Source organism: Corallococcus exiguus (assembly GCF_009909105.1).
Lineage (GTDB): Bacteria > Myxococcota > Myxococcia > Myxococcales > Myxococcaceae > Corallococcus > Corallococcus exiguus.
Genome location: NZ_JAAAPK010000003.1, coordinates 878,612 through 904,907, shown reverse-complemented (window position 1 = coordinate 904,907; position 26,296 = coordinate 878,612). Strand labels below are relative to the sequence as shown.

Here is a 26,296-nt window from a genome sequence, read left to right as displayed (position 1 = left end):
GAGGACGCGCGGGTGGCTTCAGCGCAGCTCCACCGTGAGCCCGCCGAAGGTCATGGCCTCCAGGTGACCGTTGTCTCCGGAGTGCGTCAGCGGCGCCTCCGCGAGCCCCACCGCCACCAGTGAGTCCCCGTCCGCGTCCACGCCCAGCAGGTGGAAATGGCGGCCCTGTCCCTCGGGGCCGGGCCGCCGCGTGCGCACCGTCTGGCCATCGGTGGACGCGAGCGCGAGCAGCGGGCCCGCACCGCGCGAGATGCTCATCCCTCCGTCCCACCGGTCCCAACCGGATGCTCCCACGGCGACGAGCCCCGCGTCCGTCCAGCGCAGCGCGGAGAAGTGGTCCGCGCGGCCCGTGTCCACGCGGTGCTCGAAGCGCAGCGCGCCCGAGTCCAGCGACAGCACGCCCAGATAGCCGTCATAGGGCGTCATCCGGTCCTCCACGCCCGGCGCGGACGGGTACCAGGCGATGGTGCCATCCGTGCCCTCCGTCACCACGGTGCCCGCGAGCGCCACCTCTCCGTCGCGCACCGCCATGTCGAAGACGACGAACTCCGCTGCCCGGGTGGGGACGAAGACGTGCGTCCCGATGCGCGTCCCCACCGGCGTGAAGGCCGTCATGGCGAAGGGCTGCCGTTCGGTGTCCGAGGGCGTGGTGACGTCATCGCCGGAGCGGCAGTGCACGGAGGTGAAGTCATTGAACGTGCGGCTGGAGGCCAGGCAGCGGGAGCTGTTCCAGGTGCGCCCCACCACCAGCCGTCCGTCCGCGTCCACCGCGAGCAGCGGCCGGAGCGCGGCCTCGCGCCAGCGGAATTCGTCGTAGGCCCAGGCGGCCGGCTGGGTGAAGTGGCTCCCGTCGACGACGCGGGTCCACTGCTCGGTGTAGCGCCCGTCCTTCCACTGGAGCGTCATCACGCCCGACGCCTGCTCCCAGCTGGCAGGTTCGCCAGGGGGGACGGCCACGAGCGACAGGAAGGCCACGGCCAGGTCCTCGCCGCGGGCCTCCGTGCGCAGCCAGCCGTCGGTGAGGGCGTGGACATAGGCGGACTTCATGTGGAACGCGGGGGGAAGCAGGGTTCCCCCCAGGTCGGCTTCGGGCACCGTCCTGGGGATGGGCAGCCGCTCCCAGGACAACACCTTCCCCTCGGAGGACAGTCGCACCAGGTCGTACGTCGGCCCTGGCGCGATGGTGCGCTCGAGGCCCACGGTGACCTCCCCGGACGGGTGCACCGTGAAGTCACTCAAGTGGTCACGGGCCACCGCGTCGAACCGCCACAGGGGCGTGCCGTCCCGCGCGGACACGGTGAGCCGGCGGGTGTCCCGTCCTTCCGCGTCCTGCGTCGTCTCCAGCACGAAGGTGCGTCCAGCGGCCCGCCGCACCTTGAGCCCGCCGAAGTCCGCGCGCGGCCGCACCCGGGAGGACGGGGCGCCCTTCTCGAACGCCCGGATGAGCCCGGGCGCGGCGCAGTCAGCGCCCTCGCACGGAGCCGTGGGCCCGTCCGTCCCGTGACAGGCGGAGGCGCCCCATGACAGCAGCGCACCCAGCAGATTCCGCGTCCGGCGGAGGTCCATGACTCGCATGCCCCATCATACGGAGGCACGCGGCCCGGCGGGTCGTGCCCGCCGGACGGAAGCTCTTCCCGCTACGGCACCGACACCGCCTGGAGCGCGGCGCGGCTGGGCTGCTCATCCCCCGTGATGCTCACCACGAGGCGCTGGAGGCAGCCCGCGAACTCCTGCTTCAGCGCGTCCGCCGTCACCGCCTGGAGGTGCGCGGGGCGCTGCGCCACCGACTCCACCGGGAAGCCCCGCACGCGCGCCTCGAGCAGCGCCTCCACCCACGCATCCGTGGAGATGAACGACACCCCCTGCCGCGCCAGCAACCGCGCGCGGGCATTCGCCAGGTCCTTTTCGGACACCTCCTTCGCGAACGCCGCCAGCGTCTCGCGCAGCGACGCCACGCCTTCGCTCATCCGCTGCGCATCCATGCTGCCGCCCAGCAGGAGGTGCGCCGCGCCGCCCCGGCCAATCCAGGGCTCGGCGCCGAAGCCGTAGGACGCTCCCGTTCCGGAGCGCGTCCGATCGTAGGCCTCCACCTCCAGCAGCTCCGCCATCAGCGCGTAGCGCGCCTCCAGCTCCGGCGTGGCCGTGGGCAGCCGGCAGGCCAGCTGCACCTGGCCCTGCGTGGCCCCGGGCCGCGCGGTGAAGAGCGTGTTCACCTTCGCGGACGCCGCGGGCAGCGCCGGCGCGGGCGGCACGGCCACCGGCTGCGGCTTGCCCCGGCTCCAGTCGCCCAGGTACTTGCGCACCATCGGCTCGACGTCCTTCACTTCGAACTCCCCCGCCACCACCACCGTCGTGTTGCCCGGGCGGTAGACGTCCTCCAGCCACTCCTGCGCCTCCGACCAGGACACCTTCGCCATCTGCGCGCCCGTGGCCTCGGTGGCGTAGGGGTGCGTGCCGTAGAGCGCCTGCATCAGGTTCCGGTGCGCGAGCACTTCCGGCCGCGTGTCCACCGCCTCACGCCAGGGCTGCACCTGCTCGCGCCAGTAGCGCACCACGGCCTCCGACGTGCGGGTGGTGGACAGGTCCTCCGCGAGCATCGCCAGCATGTTGCCCACGTTGCCCGCCGTGCCGGCCATGTCCACGCGCACGTGGTCCAGCGCCGTGCGGGTGGACTCGTGCAGGCCCCAGTCGCTCGGGCGGCCCTCGAAGTGCGACTCGCGGAAGGAGCCCCACTTCGCCAGGTCCGCCACGCCCGGCTTCACCCCGTGCGCCGTTCCGCCGCCCATCGCCGCGCCCACCCGCACCACCGGCAGGCCCGGCCGGGGCACCAGCAGCACCTCCATGCCGTTCTCCAGCTTCAGCACCTGCACGGGCGCCGTGGTGGCCGCCAGCATGGACGGCGTGACGCGCTCGCCGCCCTCCACCGCGGGCTCGCCCCCGGGCAGCTTCGCCAGCGTGGGGAGCGCCGTCGGCGTGCCGCTCTCTCCCGGCCGCACGAGGATGGCGTGCGCCCGGTCGCGCTGGAGCCACTGGTACGCGAAGTCCGTCACCTTGCTCCCACCCAGCCCCATCAGCGCCATCTGCGAGCGCGTGTACGAGCGCACGTCCGTGGTGAAGTGGGTGAGCAGCGCGCGGCTCCGGGTCCGCGCCAGCAGCCGCTCCGACTCCAGCACCATGTTCGTCACCACCTGGCGGCGCAGGGACTGGAAGTTGAACTCCTGGCCCAGCACGCCGCTGGCTTCAATCTCCCCGCTCCAGGTCTTGTGCACCTGGTCCAGCACCTTCTCCGCGCTGCGCTCCGGGTGGTCCCCGCGAGACAGGTGCACGCGCACGATGAGCAGCGACGCGCGGGTGCCGGGCACCAGCCCCGTGGAGATGCCCGCGATGTCGCCATCGCTGCGCACCGCCTCCCAGAGGTTGCTGTCCAGGCTGACGCCCACGAAGTCATGCAGGGCGCTGGCCTCGTCGAAGGAGCGCGGCAGCACCCAGGACAGGTACAGCTCCGGCGACGGCACCGCTGCCGCGTACACCGGCATCGTCTTGCTGACCGGGGCGACCGCGGGCTCCGGGCGCTTCGCGGGCAGGCGCGTGTCCAGGGCCAGTGGGGCGCCGGTGCCCACCCACGCGGGCGGCAGGTTCTGCAGGAGCGTGGCCTCCACCTCCGCCAGGTCCACGTCCCCGGAGATGACCAGGGTGACGTTGTCCGGGCGGTAGTGGGCGCGCGCGAAGCGGTGCGCGTCCGTCAGGGTGAGGGCGGACAGCGACTCGTGCGAACCCACCACGGGCCGCGCGTACGGGTCCCCCGCCGGGAACGACGCCGCGTGTACCCAGCTGAACACCTGGCCCACGTAGCCCGTCTCGTTGCGCTGGCGCAGCTCGTTGCGCACCACCTCGCGCTCCACCGCGAAGACCTCCGGGCTGACGTTGGAGAGCGGCGACGACAGCCGCTCCCCCTCCAGCTTCACCAGCGCGCCCAGCGACTCCTTGGGCGCGAGCTCTTCATACGCGGTGTAGTCCAGGCTGGTGGAGGCGTTGGAGTGCCCCGCGCCGGAGGCATTGAGCCGCGCCTGCACGGAGGGCCCGTTAGCGGGACGCGCGCGGAAGGCCAGGTGCTCCACCAGGTGCGCCAGTCCCTCCTTGCCGCCCGGATCGCTGGAGCCTCCCGCGCCCACCACCGCGACCACCGCCACCACGGGTGCGCGCGCATCGCGCTCCACCACCACGCGCAGGCCGGACGGCATGCGGAAGTCACGCAGGGGGAAGGACACGTCGCGCATGACGACCTGTCCTCGCGGAGGAAGCGTGGCGCAGCCTCCCAGGGACAGCGAGACCAGCGCGGCCATGGCCAGGCGCGAGGCGCGGACGGAACCCGACAGGAAAGACATACGACTCCAGGCACGAACCCGGAGGCAGCCCACGAAGGGCCCACGGCCCCACGCCTCCCCCCGGGCGGGAAATGAAAAATGTGGATGATGGAACGACCGGGGAGACAACGTCTGACGGAAGCGGACCGCAAGGGCAAAGCCAGACGATGGCGTGCTCATAGCATGCTCACCCATGGCCCGTCATCCCACCCTCCGTGCAAGAAGGGGATGACAGGAATTGCATGGAGCACGGGCTCCGCCGTGTCCACGGTCCTCCGGTTAGGATGAAGGCCATGTCCCTTCCGCCGCGCGTCGTGCTGCCGCTGTTGGCCTGCGCCCTCTGCGTCTCCTCCTGCTTCTGGCTGGACGACGACTTCCCCAGGGCCACGGGGGAATGCCGGGGGACGCATCAGGGACGGCGCGTGCGTTGGCCCCTCGATGAGTACTCCTCCCTGGTGCACCGCTCCGTTCAGGGCGAGCTGCCGGCCACCTTCATCGACCTGGACTACACGCCGGAGGACGAGCCGGTCCTGGAGGGCTTCGGCGTGGACATCCACCTGGTGGAGGGGGCCCGGGTGGAGCAGGACCGCACCGTGAACCTCCTCTCCCGGCAGGGCCAGCTGGTGCCCTCGGAGCGGTCGCTGGTGACGGCGTGGGTGGGCAACATCGGCGGGGATACCGGCTACCTCTCCGTGCCCGGTGTTCCGGTGGAGGGCTCGGTGACGATGGACGAGCTGTCTCCGTGGGTCGCGCAAGGGCGCTTCGTCTACCGCTACTCGGATGGCGGCGAGCTGACCTGCACCTTCGACGTCTTGGAGTCCCCCGAGGAATGACGCGGTGGGGCTGGTAGGCTCCCACCATGGGCGTCCATGACTACCGATGCAGCGTCTGCGGTCCTCCCTCGTCGTTCGAGTGCGGTGAGAAGACCGGCAAGGAGTGCGAGGAGGAGGGCTTCGGCAACGACGAGGCCATCCTGGACCTGTTCTTCTTCGCCGCCGAAGAGGCGCCGGAGGACGCGGACGCCTTCGAGGAGGCCCGGGGCCGCGCCCGTCGCACGCAGACGAAGCCCTACGGCTACGACTGGGGCGAGTGGGAGTTCGTCCCCAGCCTCAACTACCGCGAGCTGCTCATGGACGACGATGACGCCACGGGAGTCTGGCGCATCGAGCCGTACGAAGAAGACAGGAGCGACGGCGGCCCCGTCTCGCTGGAGATTCCAGACGGCGAGCGCGTCTGGGTGGTCAATTACTGCCCCGTCTGCCATCCGCTGTTCGCGGAAGGGAAGACGCCCGCGGACGAGCCCTGTCTGGAATACCTCCGGGCCGTCGCCGAGCACCTGGACCTGGACTTCGACGGCGTGAAGGGCAGCGCGGACAAGCCGGCCTTCATCGCCACCGTGCGGGAGCGCGTGGCCCGCAGGCGGCCCGTGGCCCGCTGACGCCTCAGCTGGCGGAGGCCCGCGCGTCGGTGACGCGGACGTCGTCCGGCAGGTTGGCGACCCAGGTGGTGACCTCTTCCAGGTGGAGCGTCTCCTCGCGCAGGACTTCGCGGAAGGCGTCCACCAGGTCGGGAGGTCCCAGCTCCTGGGCCAGGTCCACGAGCATCGCCCATCCAGCGTTGTTGAGGATTTCAGCGATGAGGACCGCGCGCAGTGCGTCCGGGAGCGTGGCGCACGGGTCGTCCACGGCCCTCAGCAGTCCATGGGGACGCGGATCCACGCCGTCCCCTTGCGCCGTCAGCAAGGGCGCGTCCACGCCGAGCCGGTAGATGCACTCGCGGATGAGGTTCAGGTGGTCCAGCTCCTGGTTGTGCAGCTCCACCAGCCGCTCCGGCGTGGGGCCTCCCGGGTAGCTGCCCAGGGCATGGGTCTTCACCAGCAGGCCCGCGTAGAGCCGTGAGCTGGTCCGCTCGAAGGCGAGCCGCTCCCGCAGCTGGGCGACGAAGAGCAGGGGCGTGGGCCCCTCCGCGGTCTGGAGTGCCTGGCCCACCAGCTCCCGGAAGTCCGGCGGCTGCAGCTCGCCCAGGTGGCCGGCGATGCGCATGAGGTGCACGCGCAGGAACCGCACGGCGCTGCCCGAGAGGGGCAGGGCCGAATCCCGGGGCGGCTCCTCTCGGGCCACCTGCTCCAGCTCCTCGGCGGTGAGCTGTGCCGCCGTGTGCTTCAGTCCCCAGTCTTCGCCAGATGACATCGCGCCCTCCCGCCAGGGATGCCTTCCGGTGCGATGGCCACGGAAGGGGGGCTCAACGTGGAAACGACGCGCTGGGTCCGCCATCGGCCCCGGGGGCTAGCGCACTGCCGTTGGGCCGGAAGCGAGGGACTCCCGCAGCCTCGCGATGTCACGCGAAGGTGGTGCACCGAACATCCTGCTGTACTCGCGACTGAACTGGGACGGGCTCTCGTAGCCCACGGCGTGGCCAGCCATGGCCGCGTCCATGGCCTGGGCCAGCATCAGGCGGCGGGCCTCCTGGAGCCGCAGCTGCTTCTGGTACTGCAGCGGGCTCATCGCGGTGACGGACTTGAAGTGGTGGTGGAGCGCGGACGGGCTCATGTGGACGGTGCGCGCCAGCCGTTCGATGCGCAGCGGCGCGGCGTAGTGCTCCTTGAGCCAGTGGATGGCACGGGTGACGGACTCGCGGCGGCTGTCCGCCATGGCGATGCGCCGCAGCCGTTCGGAGTTCTCGCCGGACAGCAGGCGGTAGAGGATTTCGCGGATGACGAGCGGCGCGAGCACGGGGATGTCGCGCGGCGTGTCCAACAGCCGCACCAGCCGCGCCGTCGCGTCCAGCAGCGGCGCGCCCACCGGACCCAGGGCAAGGCCTCGGACCATGTCCGTGGGGCCGGGCGCCTCCAGCGCCGCCTCCATCATCAGGCTGCCCAACTGCCCGGGCTCCAGGTCCAACCGGAAGCAGAGGTAGGGCGCGTCCGGAGAGGCCTCCACCACCTGCCCCGTGACTGGCAGGTCCACGGACGCGACGAGGCACTGGTCCGGGCCATAGACATACAGCTCGTCGCCCAGGAGCACCTGCTTGCGGCCCCGCGCGACGATGCACAGCGCCGGCTCTTGCAGCGCGTGCAGGGGCGTGGAGGGCTGGGAGGCGCGGATGAGCACCATGCGGGGGATGGCGGTGGCGTGGATGCCGTCCGTGGGCGTGTGGCGCTCCAGGAGCGTCGCCAGCTCGGACAGGTGCGGGCTCAGGTCGGTCGGCATGCGCGTTCGTTCTAACTCCTGTCGGGGATGGGCGCTCGTGCAGGAATGGGCAAGAGTCCGCGAGCATCCGGATACCGCCGTCCCCACGCTCCTTGAGAGGGTGCAGTCATCCCCGGCGCCCTTCGTGCCGGGCCCAAAGAGCGAGGACGGAAGCGATGACGACGGACATGAAGGGCAAGGTGGTGGCCATCACCGGAGCGAGCAGCGGCATTGGCGAGGCGACGGCCCGCCTGCTCGCCAGTCAGGGGGCGAAGGTGGTGCTGGGCGCGCGCCGGACGGACCGGCTGGAGACGCTGACGGGCGAGCTGAGGTCGAAGGGCGGCGAGGCTCGTTACAAGGCGTTGGACGTGACGAAGCGCGAGGACGTGGAGGGCTTCGTGGCCTTCACGCTGAAGGAGTTCGGGCGGCTGGACGTGCTCATCAACAACGCGGGGGTGATGCCGCTGTCCAGGCTGGAGGAGCTGAAGCTGGACGAGTGGAACCGGATGATCGACGTGAACATCCGGGGCGTGCTGCACGGCATTGCCGCGGGGCTTCCGGTGATGAAGCGCCAGAAGGCGGGGCAGTTCATCAACCTGTCCTCCATTGGCGGGCACGCGGTGAGCCCGACGGCGGCGGTGTACTGCGCCACGAAGTTCGCGGTGATGGCCATCTCCGAAGGCCTGCGCCAGGAGGTGGGCGCGGACATCCGGGTGACGGTGATTTCGCCGGGAGTCACCACGTCGGAGCTGGCGGACAGCATCAGTGACCCGGCGTCGCGCGAGTACATGCGCGAGTTCCGCAAGGACGCCATTCCGGCGGACGCCATCGCCCGCGCCATCAGCTACGCCATCAGCCAGCCCGCGGACGTGGACGTGAGCGAGATCATCATCCGCCCCACGTCGAGCCCGTACTGAGATGGCCGGTTCCGCTCGTGAGGCCGCGACGTGGTCCCGGGACACCTGCCCGGGACCGCGGCGTTCGCATCACATGTTGCGCCGGTACTGGCCGCCCACTTCGTACAGCGCGCGGGACAGCTGGCCCAGCGTGCACACCTTGCAGGCGTCCATCAGCGCGCCGAACACGTTGCCGTTGTCCAGGGCCGCGCGGCGCACCGCTTCCAGCGCCGCGGGCGCCGTCTTCGCGTTGCGCTTCCAGAAGGCGTCACGCGCGGTGATGGCGTAGTCCTTCTCCTCCTTCGTCGCGCGGATGACTTCCGGCGGCGTCACCGTGGGGGAACCCTTCGGATCCAGGAAGGTGTTCACCCCGATGATGGGCAGCGTCCCGTCGTGCTTCTGCATCTCGTAGTAGAGCGACTCCTCCTGGATCTTGGAGCGCTGGTACATTCGCTCCATCGCGCCCAGCACGCCGCCGCGCTCGGAGATGGCGCGGAACTCGTTGAGCACCGCCGCCTCCACCAGGTCCGTCAGCTCCTCGATGATGAACGAGCCCTGGTTGGGGTTTTCGTTCTTCGACAGGCCGAACTCCTTGTTGATGACCAGCTGGATGGCCAGCGCGCGCCGCACGCTCTCCTCCGTGGGCGTGGTGATGGCCTCGTCGTAGGCGTTCGTGTGCAACGAATTGCAGTTGTCGTTGAGCGCGAGCAACGCCTGCAACGTGGTGCGGATGTCGTTGAAGGCAATCTCCTGCGCGTGCAGGGAACGGCCGGACGTCTGGATGTGATACTTCAGCTTCTGCGACCGGTCGTTGCCGCCGTACTTGTCCCGGATGGCCTTGGCCCAGATGCGGCGGGCCACGCGCCCCAGCACCGCGTATTCGGGGTCCATGCCGTTGGAGAAGAAGAACGACAGGTTGGGCGCGAAGTCGTCGATGTGCATCCCGCGCGACAGGTAGTACTCGACGAAGGTGAAGCCGTTGGCCAGCGTGAAGGCCAGCTGGGAGATGGGGTTCGCCCCTGCCTCCGCGATGTGGTACCCGGAGATGGACACCGAGTAGAAGTTCCGCACCTTCTGGTCGATGAAGTACTGCTGGATGTCGCCCATCACGCGCAGGGCGAACTCCGTGGAGAAGATGCAGGTGTTCTGCGCCTGGTCCTCCTTGAGGATGTCCGCCTGCACCGTGCCGCGCACCGCCTGGAGCGTGGACGCGCGGATCTTCGCGTAGACGTCCGCCGGCAGGACTTCATCACCGGACACGCCCAGCAGCAGCAGGCCCAGGCCGTCGTTGCCCTGGGGCAGTTCGCCCTGGTAGCGCGGACGCGGCAGGCCGCGCTCTTTGTAGAGTGCTTCAATCTTCTTCTCGACCTCCTCCACCTTGCCGTTGGCGCGGATCCACTTCTCGCACTGCTGATCCACCGCGGCGTTGAGGAAGAAGCCCAGCAGCATGGGCGCCGGGCCGTTGATGGTCATGGACACGGACGTGGACGGGTCCGCCAGGTCGAAGCCGGAGTAGAGCTTCTTCGCGTCGTCCACGTTCGCGATGGACACGCCCGAGTTGCCCACCTTGCCGTAGATGTCCGGCCGGTGGTCCGGGTCCTCGCCGTACAGCGTCACCGAGTCGAACGCCGTGGACAGGCGCTTCGCCGGCAGGCCGCGTGACACGTAGTGGAAGCGCTTGTTGGTGCGCTCCGGGCCGCCCTCGCCCGCGAACATGCGCGCCGGGTCCTCGCCCTCGCGCTTGAGCGGGAAGACGCCCGCGGTGAACGGGAAGGCGCCCGGCGCGTTCTCCCGTAGCAGCCACGTCAGGATGTCGCCCCAGTCCTCATACTTGGGCAACGCAATCTTGGGCACGCGCAGGTGCGACAGCGTCTCGCTGATGAGGTCCAGCTCGATGACCTTGTCGCGCACCTGGAACTGGTACTTGGACGCCGCGTAGCGCTTCTTCGTCGCGGGCCACTCGGCCAGCAGGCGCCGGCAGTCCGCGTGCAGGCGGCTCTCCAGGTCCTGGTACAGCGCCACCAGGTCGCCCAGGTACGCGGGCTCGCCCTCTACGCGCTCCGTCACCTGCACCACGTCCGTGGCGTCCTTCGGCTCGACGATTTCGAGCTTCTTCTTCCCCACGTTCTGACGCAGGGCCTGGATGGTGCCGTGCAGCTGGTACATGCGCCGGGCAATGGCGGCCTGGGCGCGCACGAAGCCGTCGTAGTCCTCACAGGCGTCGACGATTTCGGCCAGGTAGCGCGTGCGCTCCGGGGGGATGATCCACTTCTTCTCGCTCATGCCGGGCGAGAGCTGGAAGCGGCTGTCCAGCGTCGCGCCCGTCTTCTTCACCAGCGCGTCGATGAGGGCCCGGTAGAGCGTGTTCATGCCCGGGTCGTTGAACTGCGACGCGATGGTGCCGTACACGGGCACCGCGTCCTCGGCCAGGGTGAAGGCGTTGTGGTTGCGCTTCCACTGCTTGCGCACGTCGCGCAGCGCGTCCAGCGACCCGCGCTTGTCGAACTTGTTGATGGCGATGACGTCCGCGAAGTCGAGCATGTCGATCTTCTCGAGCTGCGTCGCCGCGCCGTACTCGGCCGTCATCACGTAGAGCGCCACGTCCGAGTGCTCGGTGATTTCGGTGTCCGACTGACCGATGCCGGAGGTCTCCACCACGATGAGGTCGAAGCCCGCCGCCTTGCAGACCTCGATGGAATGGGCGACGTGCCGGGACAGGGCCAGGTTGCTCTGACGGGTGGCCATCGAGCGCATGTAGACGCGCGGGTTGTCGATGGCGTTCATGCGGATGCGGTCGCCCAGCAGCGCGCCGCCGGACTTGCGCTTGGACGGATCCACGGAGAGCACCGCGAGCGTCTTGTCCGGGAAGTCCGCCAGGAAGCGGCGCACCAGCTCGTCCACCAGGCTGGACTTGCCGGCGCCGCCCGTGCCGGTGATGCCCAGCACGGGCACCCGGGGCGCGTTCGTGCCGGCGGTCTTCAGTGCGGTGCGCAGCTCTTCGCCCGCGTCCGCGAAATTCTCCGCGATGGTGATGAGCGACGCGATGCGCTCCGGCTCACGGGGCAGCGGGTCCTTGAGCAGGCCCTTGAAGTCCGAGGGGCGCTTCTCGAAGTCACATTGGGAGATGAGGTCGTCGATCATCCCCTGCAGGCCCATGGCGCGGCCGTCGTCCGGGGAATAGATGCGCGCGACGCCGTACTTGTGCAGCTCGTCGATTTCCGTGGGGAGGATGGTGCCGCCGCCGCCGCCGAACACCTTGATGTTCGCGCCGCGCTCGCGCAGCAGGTCGATCATGTACTTGAAGTACTCGACGTGGCCGCCCTGGTAGGACGTGAGGGCGATGCCCTGGGCGTCCTCCTGGATGGCGCAGTCGACGATTTCAGCCACGGACCGGTTGTGGCCCAGGTGGATGATCTCCGCGCCGGAGGACTGCATCAGGCGGCGCATCACGTTGATGGCCGCGTCGTGTCCGTCGAAGAGGCTGGCGGCCGTGACGATGCGGACGTGGTGCTGGGGCCGGTACGGCTGGGGAGCGGTGGTCGGTTGGGGGTGTCGCACGGGCGTACACTAGGAGTGCAGTGCAGGCCCGGCAAGCGATTGAGACAGGCGTTGGCCGTTGGACGACGCGCCTTGTCAGGCCTGCGATTGCGGCAGGAATGCCCCCAGCACACGCAGTGCGGCGGAGGTGGGCGTCGCGCGGCCTTCGCGTACGGCCTGCTCCAGGACCGGCACCAGGGCGGCCACCTCGGGGTGCGCCCGCAGGGCTGCTCGCAGGCCGTCGTGCACCATGGCCCACATCCAGCCCACCTGCTGCTGGGTGCGCCGGTGCAGCAGCTCGCCGGAGGATTCTCGCTTGGCGACGACGTCCTCCACGGAGGCCCACAGCGTGTCGATGCCGGTGCCCTCCATGGCGCTGCACGTGGTGACCACCGGCTCCGCGCCGGGACGCATCAGGTGCAGGGCGGCGCGGTACTCCGCGCGGGCCCGCGTGGCGCGCGGCAGGTTGTCGCCGTCCGCCTTGTTGATGGCCACCATGTCCGCGACTTCGAGGATGCCGCGCTTGATGCCCTGCAGTTCGTCACCGGCGCCCGCGAGCATCAGCACCAGGTAGAAGTCCACCAGGTCCGCGACCACCGTCTCGGACTGGCCCACGCCCACGGTCTCCACCAGCACCACGTCGAAGCCGGCGGCCTCGCAGAGCAGCAGCGTCTCCCGTGTCTTGCGCGCGACGCCGCCCAGCGTGCCGCTGGAGGGGCTGGGGCGGATGTACGCAGCCAACTCACGCGCCAGCCGGTACATGCGCGTCTTGTCGCCCAGGATGCTGCCGCCCGTGATGCTGCTGGACGGGTCGATGGCGAGCACCGCCACCTTCTTGCCGCCGCCCACCAGGTGCATGCCCAGCGCGTCGATGAAGGTGCTCTTGCCCACGCCCGGCACGCCGCTGATGCCCACGCGGCGGCTCTTGCCGGTGTAGGGCAAGAGCTTCGTCAGCACCTCCTGCGCGAGCGCGGCGTGCTTCGGGTGCTCGCTCTCCACCAGCGTGATGGCGCGCGCGAGCACCGCCCTGTCGCCCGCGCGCACGCCGTCCACGTAGGTGTCCGCGGGCAGCAGCTTCACGCCGCCTCCTGCTCGGCGGCCAGCTTGTCGAGCAACTCGATGGCGGCCTTCGAGATGACGGTGCCCGGGCCGAAGATGGCGGCGGCGCCCGCGGCGCGAAGCGCGTCGTAGTCCTGCGGCGGGATGACGCCGCCCACCACGACCATGATGTCCTCGCGGCCCAGGGCCTTGAGGGCGTGCTTGAGCTGCGGCACCAGCGTGAGGTGGCCCGCGGCGAGCGACGACGCGCCCACCACGTGCACGTCGTTCTCCACCGCCTGGCGCGCGGATTCCTCCGGCGTCTGGAACAGCGGGCCAATGTCCACGTCGAAGCCCAGGTCCGCGAACGCGGTGGCGATGACCTTCTGCCCACGGTCGTGGCCGTCCTGGCCCATCTTCGCGATGAGGATGCGCGGCCGGCGGCCGAAGCGCGCCAGGAAGTCATCCGCCTTCGCCCGCGCTTCCGCGATGCCCTGCGCCTGTCCGGCTTCCGCTGAATACACGCCCGTCACCCCGCGCACGGTGGCCTCGTAGCGCCCGAAGACCTTCTCCAGGGCGTCGCTGATTTCGCCCACGGTGGCCTTCGCCCGCGCCGCGTCGATGGCCAGCGCCAGCAGGTTGCCCTCGTTGCGGCGGCCCGCTTCGGTGAGCGCGTCCAGGCGGCGGCGGACGTCTTCCGCGTTGCGCTCCGCGCGCAGCTCGCGCAGGCGGGCAATCTGCGCCTCGCGCACGGCGGAGTTGTCCACCTTGAGGATTTCAATGTTGTCCGCGCGCTCCGGCGGGTACTTGTTCACGCCGATGATGGCCTGGCGTCCGGAGTCGATGCGCGCCTGCGTGCGCGCGGCGGCCTCTTCGATGCGCAGCTTGGGCAGGCCCGCGTCGATGGCCTTGGTCATGCCGCCCAGCGCCTCCACTTCCTGGATGTGGGCCCAGGCCTTCTGGGCCAGCTCGTGGGTGAGGCGCTCCACGTAGTAGCTGCCGCCCCACGGGTCGATGACGCGCGTGGTGCCGCTCTCCAACTGGAGATAGAGCTGGGTGTTGCGGGCGATGCGCGCGCTGAAGTCCGTGGGCAGCGCGATGGCCTCGTCCAGCGAGTTGGTGTGCAGGCTCTGGGTGTGGCCCTGCGTCGCGGCCATGGCCTCCACGCAGGTGCGCACGACGTTGTTGTAGACGTCCTGCGCGGTGAGGCTCCAGCCGGACGTCTGGCAATGGGTGCGCAGCGCCAGGCTCTTGTCGCTCTTGGGGTTGAAGCCCTTGATGAGGCGGGCCCAGAGGAGGCGGGCCGCGCGCATCTTGGCCACCTCCATGAAGAAGTTCATCCCAATGGCCCAGAAGAACGACAGGCGCGGGGCGAACGCGTCCACGCCCAGGCCCGCGGCGAGGCCCGCGCGCACGTACTCCACGCCGTCCGCGAGCGTGTAGCCCAGCTCCAGGTCCTGCGTCGCGCCGGCTTCCTGCATGTGGTAGCCGCTGATGCTGATGCTGTTGAAGCGCGGCATCCGCTCCGCCGTGAACTTGAAGATGTCCCCGATGATTCGCATCGAGGGGCCGGGCGGATAGATGTACGTGTTGCGGACCATGAACTCCTTGAGGATGTCGTTCTGGATGGTCCCGCTGAGCTGCTCGGGCTTCACGCCCTGTTCCTCGGCCGCGACCACGTAGAGCGCGAGCACGGGGAGGACGGCGCCGTTCATCGTCATCGACACGCTCATCTGGTCGAGCGGGATGCGGTCGAACAGGATGCGCATGTCCTTGATGGAGTCGATGGCGACGCCCGCCATGCCCACGTCACCCGCGACGCGCGGGTGGTCGCTGTCGTAGCCCCGGTGCGTGGCCAGGTCGAACGCGATGGACAGGCCCTTCTGACCGGCCGCGAGGTTGCGGCGGTAGAAGGCGTTGGACGCCTCCGCCGTGGAGAAGCCCGCGTACTGGCGCACCGTCCACGGCTGCTGCACGTACATGGTGGAGTAGGGGCCGCGCACGAACGGAGGCAGGCCCGGCAGCGAGCCCAGGTGCGCCACGCCCTCCAGGTCCTCGCGGGTGTAGAGCGGCTTCACCGGGATGCCCTCGGGCGTGTCCCAGCGTTCGGCGGTGGCCGTGGCCTGGCTCGCGTGCGCGCGCTGCTGCTCCAGCACGGGCGCGGGCGTCTGGGTTTCAGGGGCGTCGAAGGCGACGCGGGAGAAGTCCGGAACGGTGGGGCGCATCAGGCCACTCCCAGTTGCGTGTGCAGCGTCTTCAGGAGCTGGAACAGGTCCGCTCCCGCGTAGAGGAAGAGGTCCACGCCGGCCGCGCGGAAGGCGGCCTCGTGGTCACCGGGACGGCCCGCGACGGCGACCGTGCGAGCGCCCTTCGCCTTGAGGGCCGCGACGTAGGCGGGCAGGGCTTCCGGGTAGAGGGCATCCGGGCCGGAGATGACGGCGAGGGAAGTGCCCGCCTTGGCGAACAGCTCCGCGGCGGCGTTCGCGTCCGCGAAGCCGTGGTGCTCGTTGGCCTCGATGCCGCCCACGGCGAGCACGTTGGCGATCCACGAGGAGCGCGCGGTGTGCTCCGCCACGGTGCCCAGGTTCGCCATGAAGGCGCGAGGACGGACGCCGTGCGCCGCGTGGTAGCGGTCGCTCGCGTCGCGCAGGGACTCGAAGGCCTCGGACACGCGCACCGGGACAGGCGGCGCGATGATGCCTTCACCCTGCGCGGGCATGGCGGCGCGGGCCTCGCGCTGCACGGGGGCTTCGTGGAGGTGGGGGAACTCGCTGACGCCCACGATGGGGAGCTTGCGCGTGCGCACGGCCTTGTCGCGCGCGGTGCGCGTCTCCGTGAGGACGCTGGCCACGTCGCCCTGCGCGATGGCGCGGGAGATGCCGCCCAGCGCTTCAATGCGTTGCAGCTCCGTCCAGGCCGCGCGGGCCAGCTCCCCGGTGAGCTGCTCCAGGTAGTAGCTGCCGCCCGCGGGGTCCGCGACGCGGTTGAGGCTGGACTCGTCGCGCAGGATGAGCTGCGTGTTGCGCGCGAGGCGCCGGCCCTGTTCGTCGGGCGTGCCCAGCGGCTCGTCGAAGGGAGCGGTGCTCACGCTGTCCGCGCCCGCGACGACGGCGGCGAAGGACTCCGCGGTGCCGCGCAGGATGTTCACCCACGGGTCGCGCCGCGTCTTGGTGGCGCTGGCCGTGCGCGCGTGCAGCGACATGGCCTGCGACTCCGGGGCGCCGCCCGAAGCGGCGACGACCTTGGACCAGAGCAGCCGCGCCGCGCGCAGCTTGGCGATTTCGGGGAAGAACTGGCCGCCCACGGACAGGGCGAACTGCATGGACCGCGCGGCCTCGCTCGGGGACACGCCCGCGCGCTCCAATTCGCGCAGGTACTCCACGCCGGTGGCGATGCTCCACGCGAGTTCATGCACGGACGTGGCGCCCGCGTCCGCCCAGGGGCGCGATGACACGAGCAGCGCACGCAGGCCCGGCGCGTCCTTGAGCAGCGACGTGACGAGGGGCGCGGCCTCCGCCAGCGTGCGGGCCACGTCCACCTTCGCGGCGCCGTGGCGTGCGAGCGCCGCGATGGGGTCGATGCCCAGGCTGCCGCGCAGGGCCTGCTTCGCGGCGCCGGCCTTCTTCGCCAGCACCGCCAGGAGCAGGGACGCGGGCCGCAGCACGTCCGCGGTCGGCTCCAGGTGCACCGGCGTGCGCTCCAGCGGCACGTGCGCGAGCAGCCGCTCCAGCGTGGCCTCGTCCTTCACGTCCAGGCCGTGGGGCGCGTCCAGCAGCAGCCACACACCCTGCGTGCCGCGCTCCAGGTCGTCGCGGAGCGCGTCGGCGGTCGCGGCCACGTCCGGGCCCGCGTACTCCTGGCACAGGAGCCATCCACCCTCGGTGTGGCCCAGGGGTTGGGTGCCGCGCACGTAGGGCGCGACGCCGGGTGGCTCCGAGGGCGCGGGGGCGTCCTGGGGCGTGTAGAGGGGCTGGAGGGACAGGCCACCCTCCAGGGGCGACTGGAGCACCGTGAAGGGCTTGCCCTTGAGGTCCTTGTCCACCAGCCGGCGCCACTCCTCGACGGAAGGGGGCGGGAAGTCCGCTGCGGTAAGAGGCACGTCAGCCATGCCCCTCCCATAGGCGCATTGCCCTACCCGGGGCAATGGAAGGCTGGCGGGGCCTGCGTGCGGGCGTCCGCCCCGTGACCCCTGACGGACGCGCCGTGTCATGCGACGTGTGCCTACCAGATTGGCCTGGTCACGTCCCTTCATCAGCGGGAGGTGCCGTCGGCTGGAGGAGGGGGCGGGTCCCAACCGCCGCCCAGCGCCTTGATGAGCCCCACCGCGGACACCATCCGCTGTCCCGCGATGCCCGCCAGCTTCTGCTCGGCGGAGTAGAGCGTGGCCTGCGCGGTGACGACCTCCAGGTACGTCACGGTGCCGGCCTTGTACTGGTTCATCACCACCTCCAGCGACTGCCGCGCGTAGCCGACCGCCTCCTGTTGAATCCCTGCCTCCTGCTCCAGCACCCGCAGCGACACGAGCTGGTCCTCCACGTCCTGGAACGCGGCGAGCACCGTCTGCCGGTAGTCCGCGACGCCCTGGGCGTAGAAGGCGCGCGCCTCCTCCGTCTGCGCCTCGCGGAGGCCGCCGTCGAAGAGGGTCGCCACCAGCTGCGGCCCCAGGGACCACACCAGGTGGGGCGCCGTGAACCATTGGGCCAGGGTTGCGCTGGTGAAGCCGCCGGACGCGGACAGGTTCAGGGAGGGGAACCACGCGGAGATGGCGACGCCAATCTGTTCGTTGGCGGCGGCGGCCCGGCGTTCGGCCGCGGCGATGTCCGGCCGGCGCTCCAGGAGCGAGGAGGGGAGCTCCGATGGCAGGGGCGGCGGGGTGGCGGCAAGTGGCACGCGGGGCAGGGCGAAGCTGGACGCGGGCTCGCCCACGAGGACCGCGATGGCGTGCTCGTAGGTCGCGCGGGCAATCTCGTTCTCCGTCGCGGCGGCCTGCGCCAGCGCCAGCTGCGTCTGGGCCTGGAGCACGTCCGGCCGCGCCGCCACGCCCTGCACGTAGCGGTTCTGCGTGAGCTGGAGGGACTTGCGGTAGCCCACGACGGCGCCGTCCAGCAGACGCTGCGTGGCGTCCAGCGCGCGGAGCTGGAAGTAGCTCTGCGCGAGCATGGCGTGGGCGGACAGCTTCGCGTTGTCCAGGTCGGAGCCGGCGGCCTGGGCGTTGGCCTTCGCGCCCGCGACCTGCCGGCGCACGCGGCCCCAGAGGTCCGGCTCCCACGTGGCGTCCAGGGACAGGTCCTGGACGTTGCCCACGGTGGGCACGCCGGCGTTGGTGCCGGTAGGGGTATTGGCGCTCCGCCCCGCGCCGCGCGCCCGCGTCAGCGACCCGGACGCCCCCAAGGTGGGGAAGAGCGACGCGCGGGCCTCGGCCACCAGCGCGCGGGCGCGGCGGTACGCGGCCTCATAGCCCGCCACTGTCTGGTTTGCGCGGGCGACGCGTTCCTCCAGCGCGTCCAGCTCCGGGTCCTTGAAGCGCTTCCACCACGCGCCCCGGTCGTGTCTGTCATTGGGCTCGGCGGGCTTCCAGCCGTCCGCGGCTTCCTTGAAGTGCTGGGGCACCGCGACGCGGGGACGGTGGTAGTCCGGGCCCACCGCGCAGGCGGTCATCAGTCCGCAGGCGAGCCATGAAGTGGCGTGGAGGCGAAGGCGCATCGTTCGCTCCTCAGGCGCCTTCGTGGCGGCGGTGCGCGAAGCGGCGCTCCCGCCACTGGCGCACCCGCCGGCCCAGGCGGTCCAGGGTCATGTAGATGACCGGGGTGGTGTAGAGCGTGAGCAGCTGGCTCACGCACAGCCCTCCGGCGATGGCGATGCCCAGGGGCTTGCGCAGCTCGGAGCCCACGCCCGTGCCCAGCGCCAGGGGGAGCGCTCCCAGCAGCGCGGCCATCGTCGTCATCAGGATGGGGCGCAGGCGCAGCTGCGCGGCGCGGAAGATGGCCTCCTTCGAACCGAGCTGCTCCTCGCGCTCCGTCACCAACGCGAAGTCGATCATCATGATGGCGTTCTTCTTCACGATGCCGATGAGCAGGATGATGCCGATGAGCGCGATGATGGACAGGTCCAGCCGGAACAGCAGCAGCGCGAGCAGCGCGCCGACCCCCGCCGACGGAAGCGTGGACAGGATGGTCAGCGGGTGGATGAGGCTCTCGTAGAGGATGCCCAGCACGATGTAGACGGCGAACAGCGCGGCGGCGATGAGCATCGGCTCCGTCGCGAGCGACGCCTGGAATGCCTGGGCCGCGCCGCTGAAGTCGCCCCTCATGTCCGCGGGCAGACCCAGGCCGCGCACGGCGGCTTCAATCTCCGTCACCACGGTGCCCAGGGACGTCCCCGGCTTCAGGTTGAAGGACATCGTGGCGGACGGGAACTGGCCCTGGTGGTTGACGGACAGGAGCGTGCTCGCGGGCTCGAAGCTCGCGAACGCGGCCAGCGGCACCTGTGCCCCGGAGGCGCCCGTCACGTAGATGTCGTTCAGGCTCTCCGGCCGCTGCCAGAAGGGCGTCTGCACCACCATCACCACGTGGTACTGGTTGCGCCCGGTGTACATCGTGGACACCTGACGCTGGCCGAAGGCGTCGTAGAGCACGTCGTCGATTTGCGCCGCCGTGAGCCCGAAGCGCGCCGCCGTGTCGTGGTCCACCACCACGTTCGTCTCCAGGCCGTGGCTGCGCTGGTCGCTGTTGACGTCCAGCAGGCCGGGCACCTGCTTCAGGCGCTCCAGCACGCGGGGCGCCCACTGGTCGAGTTCGGTCAGTGAGTCCGCGGACAGGGTGTACTGGTACTGCGCGTTGCCCTGCCGCCCGCCAATGACCAGGTCCTGCGCGGACTGGAGGTACACGGTCGCGCCGGGCACGGCCTGGAGCTTCCCCCTCAGCCGCCCGATGACGGCATCGGCGCTGAGCTTGCGCTCCTCCAGCGGCTTGAGCGTGATGTAGAGCGTGCCCGCGTTCGAGGAGCCACCACCCGGCCCGCCACCGCCCACGGAGCCCGCCACCGCCTGCACGGCCGGGTCCTGCCCGATGAGCTTCACGTAGGCGGTGAACTTCTCGCGCATGGCTGCGAACGAGATGTCCTGCTCCGCCTGGATGCTGGCGCTGAGCCGGCCGGTGTCCTGCTGCGGGAAGAAGCCCTTGGGCACCACGACGAACAGGTACGCGCTGAGCGCGACCGCCGCGAAGGTGAGCAGGAGCAGGAGCCCCGGGTGCTCCAGCGACCACGCCAGGCTGCGCGCGTAGCCCCGGCGTAAGCGTTCGAAGGGCTGGAACGAGGCGCGAGCCCGCCCCGGCTTCCGAGCGCGCAGCAGCCGCGAGCACATGACCGGCGTCACCGTCAGCGACACGACCAGCGACATGAGGATGGCCACCGACAGCGTGATGGCGAACTCGCGGAACAGCCGCCCCACGATGCCCTGCATCAGCAGCAGCGGGATGAACACGGCGATGAGGGAGAGGCTCATCGACAGCACGGTGAAGCCGACCTCGCGCGCGCCGCGCAGCGCCGCCTCCAGCGGGGAGAGGCCGTCCTCGATGTGCCGCTCGATGTCCTCCAGGACGACGATGGCGTCATCCACCACGAAGCCGGTGGAGATTGTCAGCGCCATCATGGACAGGTTGTCCAGGCTGAAGCCCAGCAGCACCATCACCGCGAAGGTGCCCAGCAGCGACAGCGGCACGGCGACGCTGGGGATGAGCGTGGCGCGCGCGTTGCCCAGGAAGGCGAACACCACCAGGATGACCAGGCCAATGGACGTGAGCAGCGTCACCTCCACGTCCCGCAGCGAGGCGCGGATGGTGGTGGTGCGGTCCATCATCACCGTGAGGTCCACGTCCGCCGGGAGCGTGGCCTGGAACGACGGCAGCCGCTCCCGGAGCGCGTCCACGGTGTCGATGACGTTCGCGCCCGGCTGCTTGAAGATGACCAGGATGACGGCTTGCTTGCCATTGGCGAGCCCCAGGCTGTGCACGTCCTCCACGTCGTCGTCCGTCACCCGGGCCACGTCCTGGAGCCGCACGGGCGCGCCGTTCGAATAGGAGAGGATGAGCGGGCGGTACTGCTCCGCGCGCAGCAGTTGGTCCGTGGCGGTGAGGGTGTACGCGAGGGGGCCGTCCTCCAGCTGGCCCTTGGGGCGGTTGGCGTTCTGCGCGCCCAGCGCGGTGCGGACGGCCTCCAACCCCAGGCCGTACTTGTTCAGCGCGGTGGGGTTCACCTCCGCGCGCACGGCGGGCAGCGCGCCGCCGCCGACGAAGACCTGACCCACGCCCTTCACCTGGGAGACCTTCTGCTGGAGGACGGTGGACGCGACGTCGTAGAGCTGCCCGCGCCCCTTGTGCTCGGACGTCAGCGCCAGGAGCATGATGGGCGCGTCCGCGGGGTTCACCTTCCGGTAGGTGGGGTTGTTGGGCAGGTTGGCGGGCAGGTTGCTCCGGGCGGCGTTGATGGCGGCCTGGACGTCGCGCGCGGCCCCGTCGATGTTCCTCGACAGGTCGAACTGCACGACGATGCTGGTGGAGCCCAGGTTGCTGGACGACGTCATCTGCGTGATGCCCGCGATGCGGCCCAGCTGTCGCTCCAGCGGCGTCGCGACGGAGGCGGCCATCGTCTGGGGGCTGGCGCCCGGAAGCTGCGCCTGCACGCTGATGGTGGGGAACTCCACCTGCGGCAGCGGCGCCACGGGCAGCAGCTTGAACGCGAGTGCTCCCAGCAGCGCCAGCCCCACCGCCAGCAGGGACGTGGCGACGGGGCGTCGGATGAAGAGCGCGGACGGGTTCATGGCCGCCGCCGCCGGTGCGCCAGGGCGTCGAAGCCCAGGTAGATGACAGGCGTGGTGAACAGGGTCAGCAGCTGGCTGACCATGAGCCCGCCGATGATGGCGATGCCCAGCGGCTGGCGCAGCTCCGAGCCGATGCCGCCGCCCAGCGCCAGCGGCACGGCGCCCAGCATGGACGCCATGGTCGTCATCAGGATGGGCCGGAAGCGCAGCAGGCACGCCTCGTGGATGGCGTCGAGCGCGGGCTTCTTCTCCACGCGCTCGGCCTCCAGCGCGAAGTCGATCATCATGATGGCGTTCTTCATCACGATGCCGATGAGCAGGATGATGCCGATGAGGGCGATCATCCCCAGCTCCATCCCGCACAGCCGCAGCGCGAGCAGCGCGCCCAGGCACGCGGACGGCAGCGTGGACAGGATGGTGAGCGGGTGGATGTACGATTCGTACAGGACGCCCAGCACGATGTAGACGACCACCACCGCCGCGAGCACCAGGAAGCCCTCGTGGGCGAGCGAGTCCTGGAACGTGCGCGCGGTGCCTTCGAAGGCCGTCTGGACGGAGGCCGGAATCCGGAGCCGGTCTCGCACGCCGTCGAAGGCGGCCACCGCCTGGGACAGCGACATGTCCGGGCCGGGGTTGAAGGAGACGATGGCGACGGGGAACTGTCCCTGCCGGTTGATGGTGAGCGGGCCCTGGCTCCGGCTCACGGTGGCGAGCGTGCCCAGCGGCACCGGGCCTCCCGCCGAGGAGCGCAGGTAGAGGTTGTCCAGGGCGGTGTCCACGCGCTGGAGCGCCGGGAGCACCTCCAGCACCACGCGGTACTGGTTGAGCTGGGTGAAGATGGTGGACACCTGGCGCTGGCCGAAGGCGTCATAGAGCGCGTCGTCGATATCCTGGGGCGTGATGCCCAGCCGCGAGGCGGTGTCCCGGTCCAGGGTGACGTCCAGCCGCAGGCCGCCGTTCTGGAGGTCGCTGGCGACGTCCGTCAGCTCCGGACGCGTGCGCAGGTGTTCCACCAGCCGCCCCGTCCAGGTGTCCAGCTCCGCGGCGTCGGGAGAACTCAGGCTGTACTGGTACTGCGTGCGGCTCACGCGGCTGTCCAGCGTCAGGTCCTGCACGGGCGACAGCGACAGGGAGATGCCCGGCACGCCTACCAGCGACGCCTGGAGCCGGCGGATGACCTCCGTGGCGGAGGCGTCCCTCCGCGAGAGCGGCTTGAGGGTGATGAGCATCCGGCCGCTGTTCTGCGTGAGGTTGGTGCCGTCCACGCCGATGAAGGACGACAGACCTTCCACGGCGGGGTCCTCCAGCACGGCGCGGGCCAGGGCCTGCTGGCGCTCGGCCATGGCGGGGAAGGAGATGGATGGCGGCGCCTGGGAGATGCCCTGGAGGACGCCGGTGTCCTGCACGGGGAAGAAGCCCTTGGGGATGGTGACGAGCAACAGCGCGGTGAGCGCCAGCGTGGCCGCCGCCATCAGGAGCGTGAGCGCGCGGTGGCGGAGCACCCAGGTGAGCGCGGTGTCGTAGCGCTGGACCAGCCCGCGGAAGGCGCCGCCCACGACGCGCTCGAAGCGGCTGTCCTCCTCCGTCGGGTGGCGGCGCAGCAGCCGCGAGCACAGCATGGGGGTGAGCGTCAGCGACACGACGGCGGACAGGAGGATGGTCACCGCGAGCGTGATGGCGAACTCGCGGAACAGCCGTCCCACCACGTCCCCCATGAAGAGCAGGGGGATGAGCACGGCGATGAGCGACACCGTCAGCGACAGGATGGTGAAGCCAATCTGCTTGGAGCCCTTCAGCGCCGCGTCCAGGGGGCGCGTGCCGCCTTCGATGTAGCGGCTGATGTTCTCAATCATCACGATGGCGTCGTCCACGACGAAGCCGGTGGCGATGGTGAGCGCCATCAGGGTGAGGTTGTTGAGGGAGAAGCCCAGGAGCGACATGGCCGCGAAGGTGCCCACGAGCGACAGGGGCACGGCGACGCTGGGGATGAAGGTGGCGGGGGCGTTGCGCAGGAACACGAAGATGACGCCCACCACCAGCGCGATGGAGAACATCAGGTCGCGCTGCACGTCGCTCACGGAGGCGCGGATGGTGGTGGTGCGGTCGCTCAGGACGGTGACCTTCACCTGCGCGGGCAGGGTGGCCTGGAGCTGGGGCAGCAGCTTGCGCACGCTGTCCACGACGGCGATGACGTTGGCGCCCGGCTGGCGTTGCACGTTGAGGATGACGGCGGGCGTGGTACCGGCCCACGCGGCCTGCCGGACGTTCTCCGCGCCGTCGAAGACGTGGGCCACGTCGGACAGGCGCAAGGGTGCACCGTCTCGGTACGCGATGATGAGCGGGGCGTAGTCGCCGCTGGACAGGCGCTGATCATTCGCGTTGAGCGTGTACGCCTGGCGGGGCCCGTCGAAGCTGCCCTTGGGCAGGTTGACGTTGGCGGCGGCGACGGCGGTGCGCACGTCCTCCAGCGTCAGCCCGTGCGCGGCGAGCGCGGGGCCGTTCGCCTGGATGCGGACGGCGGGGCGCTGGCCACCGCTGATGCTCACGAGCCCCACGCCGGGGAGCTGTGACAGCTTCTGCGCCAGCCGCGTGTCGGTCAGGTCCTCCACGCGCGTCAGCGGCACGGTGTCGGAGGTGAGGGCCAGGGTGATGACCGGCGTGTCCGCCGGGTTGACCTTGTTGTAGATGGGCGGGTTCGGCAGGTCCGAGGGCAGCAGGTTCGCCGCGGCGTTGATGGCGGCCTGGACCTGCTGCTCCGCGATGTCCAGGCTCATCTGGAGCGTGAACTGGAGCGTGATGACGGACGCGCCGTTGGAGCTGGACGACGTCATCTGGTTGAGGCCGGGCATCTGCCCGAACTGCCGCTCCAGCGGCGCGGTGACGCCGGAGGCCATCACCTCCGGGCTCGCGCCGGGCTGGAAGGTGAGGACCTGGATGGTGGGGTAGTTCACCTCTGGCAGCGCGGAGACGGGCAGCAGCCGGTACGACAGCACCCCCGCCAGCAGCAGGGCCAGCATCAGCAGCGACGTGGCGACGGGCCGCAGGATGAAGGGCTCGGACATTCAGCGCCCGCCGTCCCCGGCGCCCGTGCCGCTGCCACCCACGCCCGGTGCGGTAGGCCCCCGCGTGGCCGCGTGCCGCCGGATGGAGGCGCCGTGGGTGAGTTGATCCGCGCCCTCCACCACCACCTCTTCGCCCGGGCGCAGGCCCTGGCTGACGACGGTGTCCTCGCCGTCCGCCGGGCCGGTCATCACCGTGCGCACGGCGACGGTGTCGTTCGCCTGGACGACGTAGACGAAGGTGCCCTGGACGCCGTGCTGGAGCGAGGCGGTGGGCACGACGGTGGCGCCGTGCAGGAGGTCGAGCCGCAGCCGCGCGTTGACGAACTGCTGGGGGAACAGCCGCGACTCGCGGTTGGGGAAGGTGGCCTTGAGCCGGACGGTGCCGGTGTTGGGGTCCACCTGGTTGTCCACCGTGAGCAGCGTGCCGGTGTCGAGCAGCCGCTGCCGGGTGCGGTCGAGCGCCTGGACCTCCAGGGGCTGGCGCGCGTCGAGCTTCTCCAGGACCTCCGGCACGCGGTCCTCGGGCACGGAGAAGATCATCGTGATGGGTTGCAGGGTGTTGACGACGACGAGCCCGGTCGCATCCGCGGCGTGGATGATGTTGCCGGGGTCCACGAGCCGCAGGCCGACGCGGCCGGCCACCGGGGACGTGATGCGCGTATAGGCCAGGTTGAGCTCGGCGGTGGCGACGGCGCCCTGGTCCGCCTTCACGATGCCCTGGTACTGGCGCACCAGGGCCCGCTGCGTGTCCAGCGTCTGCCGGGCGACGGAGTCCTGCTCCAACAGCGCGGTGTAGCGCCGCAGGTCGACGCGGGCGTTCTCCAGCACGGCCTTGTCGCGGGCGAGTTGTCCCCGGACCTGTTCCAACTGGCTGAGGAAGGGGCGCGGGTCTATTTCAGCCAGCAGGTCGCCTTCCTTGACGTTCTGGCCCTCCTGGAAGGCCACTCGCATCAATTGACCGTCCACCCGGGAGTGCACGGCGACGGAGGCGGTAGGCGTCACCGCGCCCAGGCCGGTGAGGAACACGGGGACATCCCGGGTCCCCGCTCGTGCCGTGACCACGGACTGGGGGCCCCGTGCCCCATGGCCTTGTGCGCCCGCGCCGCCGTCAGCAGCCGCGTGGCCGGAGCCCCGGGGATGCTCGAGCCTCCGCGCGACGATGATGGACAGCACGAGGAGCCCCGCGAGCAGCAGCAGCCACCCCCAGCGAGGGCGCCGGTGATGGGGAGGAGGGGGCGTGGGCATGCGAAGAACCGCCAGGGGATCCACCGTGGAGGAGCCGGCGGTTCAGGGCCTCCCAACGTGTGTCCGGACACGCGGGTCCTCAAGCCGTCCGAAGGGAGGAGCGCTGCACTCCCAAGGACATCACCGCGTGGAGGGAGCGTGCCCGGCC

General features: G+C 70.6%; 15 protein-coding genes. 3 read left to right on the top strand and 12 right to left on the bottom strand.

Features of this window, described 5'->3' with window-relative positions:
• Positions 1-18: 18 nt before the first annotated feature.
• Positions 19-1,575, bottom strand: a complete 1,557-nt coding sequence (locus GTZ93_RS15140) for a hypothetical protein (RefSeq protein WP_139916845.1) — start codon at positions 1,573-1,575, stop codon at positions 19-21.
• Between the two features lie 62 nt (positions 1,576-1,637).
• On the bottom strand, positions 1,638-4,385 hold the full coding sequence (locus GTZ93_RS15135; protein ID WP_139916847.1) for a M16 family metallopeptidase: 2,748 nt from the start codon (positions 4,383-4,385) through the stop codon (positions 1,638-1,640).
• Between the two features lie 272 nt (positions 4,386-4,657).
• Here GTZ93_RS15135 and GTZ93_RS15130 point away from each other — a divergent pair, with 272 nt between their 5' ends.
• Together GTZ93_RS15130 and GTZ93_RS15125 are read left to right on the top strand one after the other, a co-directional pair.
• Positions 4,658-5,197 carry a hypothetical protein gene (locus tag GTZ93_RS15130; protein WP_139916849.1) on the top strand — a complete coding sequence of 180 codons (540 nt, stop codon included), beginning with the start codon at positions 4,658-4,660 and terminating at the stop codon, positions 5,195-5,197.
• Between the two features lie 26 nt (positions 5,198-5,223).
• Positions 5,224-5,802, top strand: a complete 579-nt coding sequence (locus tag GTZ93_RS15125) for a hypothetical protein (protein ID WP_139916851.1) — start codon at positions 5,224-5,226, stop codon at positions 5,800-5,802.
• Positions 5,803-5,806: 4 nt separating this feature from the next.
• Here GTZ93_RS15125 and GTZ93_RS15120 read toward each other — a convergent pair whose 3' ends face one another.
• On the bottom strand, positions 5,807-6,553 hold the full coding sequence (locus GTZ93_RS15120) for a ferritin-like domain-containing protein (protein ID WP_139916853.1): 747 nt from the start codon (positions 6,551-6,553) through the stop codon (positions 5,807-5,809).
• 96 nt (positions 6,554-6,649) lie between these two features.
• The gene (locus tag GTZ93_RS15115; RefSeq protein ID WP_121753156.1) at positions 6,650-7,573 is read right to left on the bottom strand and encodes an AraC family transcriptional regulator; all 924 of its coding nucleotides are present in this window, start codon (positions 7,571-7,573) and stop codon (positions 6,650-6,652) included.
• A 155-nt stretch (positions 7,574-7,728) separates the two neighbouring features.
• Between GTZ93_RS15115 and GTZ93_RS15110 the strand changes: the two genes are divergently transcribed.
• Complete coding sequence (locus tag GTZ93_RS15110; protein WP_139916855.1) at positions 7,729-8,469, top strand: SDR family oxidoreductase; 741 nt, start codon at positions 7,729-7,731, stop codon at positions 8,467-8,469.
• A gap of 69 nt (positions 8,470-8,538) precedes the next feature.
• Here GTZ93_RS15110 and GTZ93_RS15105 read toward each other — a convergent pair whose 3' ends face one another.
• The 8 genes from GTZ93_RS15105 to GTZ93_RS15070 form a co-directional block, all read right to left on the bottom strand.
• On the bottom strand, positions 8,539-12,006 hold the full coding sequence (locus tag GTZ93_RS15105) for a methylmalonyl-CoA mutase family protein (protein ID WP_139916857.1): 3,468 nt from the start codon (positions 12,004-12,006) through the stop codon (positions 8,539-8,541).
• 75 nt (positions 12,007-12,081) lie between these two features.
• On the bottom strand, positions 12,082-13,065 hold the full coding sequence (gene meaB, locus GTZ93_RS15100; RefSeq protein WP_139916859.1) for a methylmalonyl Co-A mutase-associated GTPase MeaB: 984 nt from the start codon (positions 13,063-13,065) through the stop codon (positions 12,082-12,084).
• Complete coding sequence (scpA, locus tag GTZ93_RS15095) at positions 13,062-15,248, bottom strand: methylmalonyl-CoA mutase (RefSeq protein WP_120574450.1); 2,187 nt, start codon at positions 15,246-15,248, stop codon at positions 13,062-13,064. Before scpA ends, meaB begins: the two co-directional genes overlap by 4 nt.
• The gene (locus GTZ93_RS15090) at positions 15,248-17,131 is read right to left on the bottom strand and encodes a methylmalonyl-CoA mutase family protein (protein ID WP_139916861.1); all 1,884 of its coding nucleotides are present in this window, start codon (positions 17,129-17,131) and stop codon (positions 15,248-15,250) included. The genes scpA and GTZ93_RS15090 overlap by 1 nt, the downstream gene beginning before the upstream one ends.
• A gap of 143 nt (positions 17,132-17,274) precedes the next feature.
• The gene (locus GTZ93_RS15085; protein WP_139916862.1) at positions 17,275-18,726 is read right to left on the bottom strand and encodes an efflux transporter outer membrane subunit; all 1,452 of its coding nucleotides are present in this window, start codon (positions 18,724-18,726) and stop codon (positions 17,275-17,277) included.
• 10 nt (positions 18,727-18,736) lie between these two features.
• Positions 18,737-21,841, bottom strand: a complete 3,105-nt coding sequence (locus GTZ93_RS15080) for a multidrug efflux RND transporter permease subunit (protein ID WP_139916864.1) — start codon at positions 21,839-21,841, stop codon at positions 18,737-18,739.
• Positions 21,838-24,903: a multidrug efflux RND transporter permease subunit gene (locus tag GTZ93_RS15075; protein WP_139916866.1), complete on the bottom strand. Its 3,066-nt coding sequence runs from the start codon at positions 24,901-24,903 to the stop codon at positions 21,838-21,840. Before GTZ93_RS15075 ends, GTZ93_RS15080 begins: the two co-directional genes overlap by 4 nt.
• Positions 24,904-26,148 (bottom strand): MdtA/MuxA family multidrug efflux RND transporter periplasmic adaptor subunit, encoded by a 1,245-nt coding sequence (locus GTZ93_RS15070; protein ID WP_139916868.1) that lies wholly within the window; start codon positions 26,146-26,148, stop codon positions 24,904-24,906. It abuts the gene before it with no gap.
• Between the last annotated feature and the right edge of the window lie 148 nt (positions 26,149-26,296).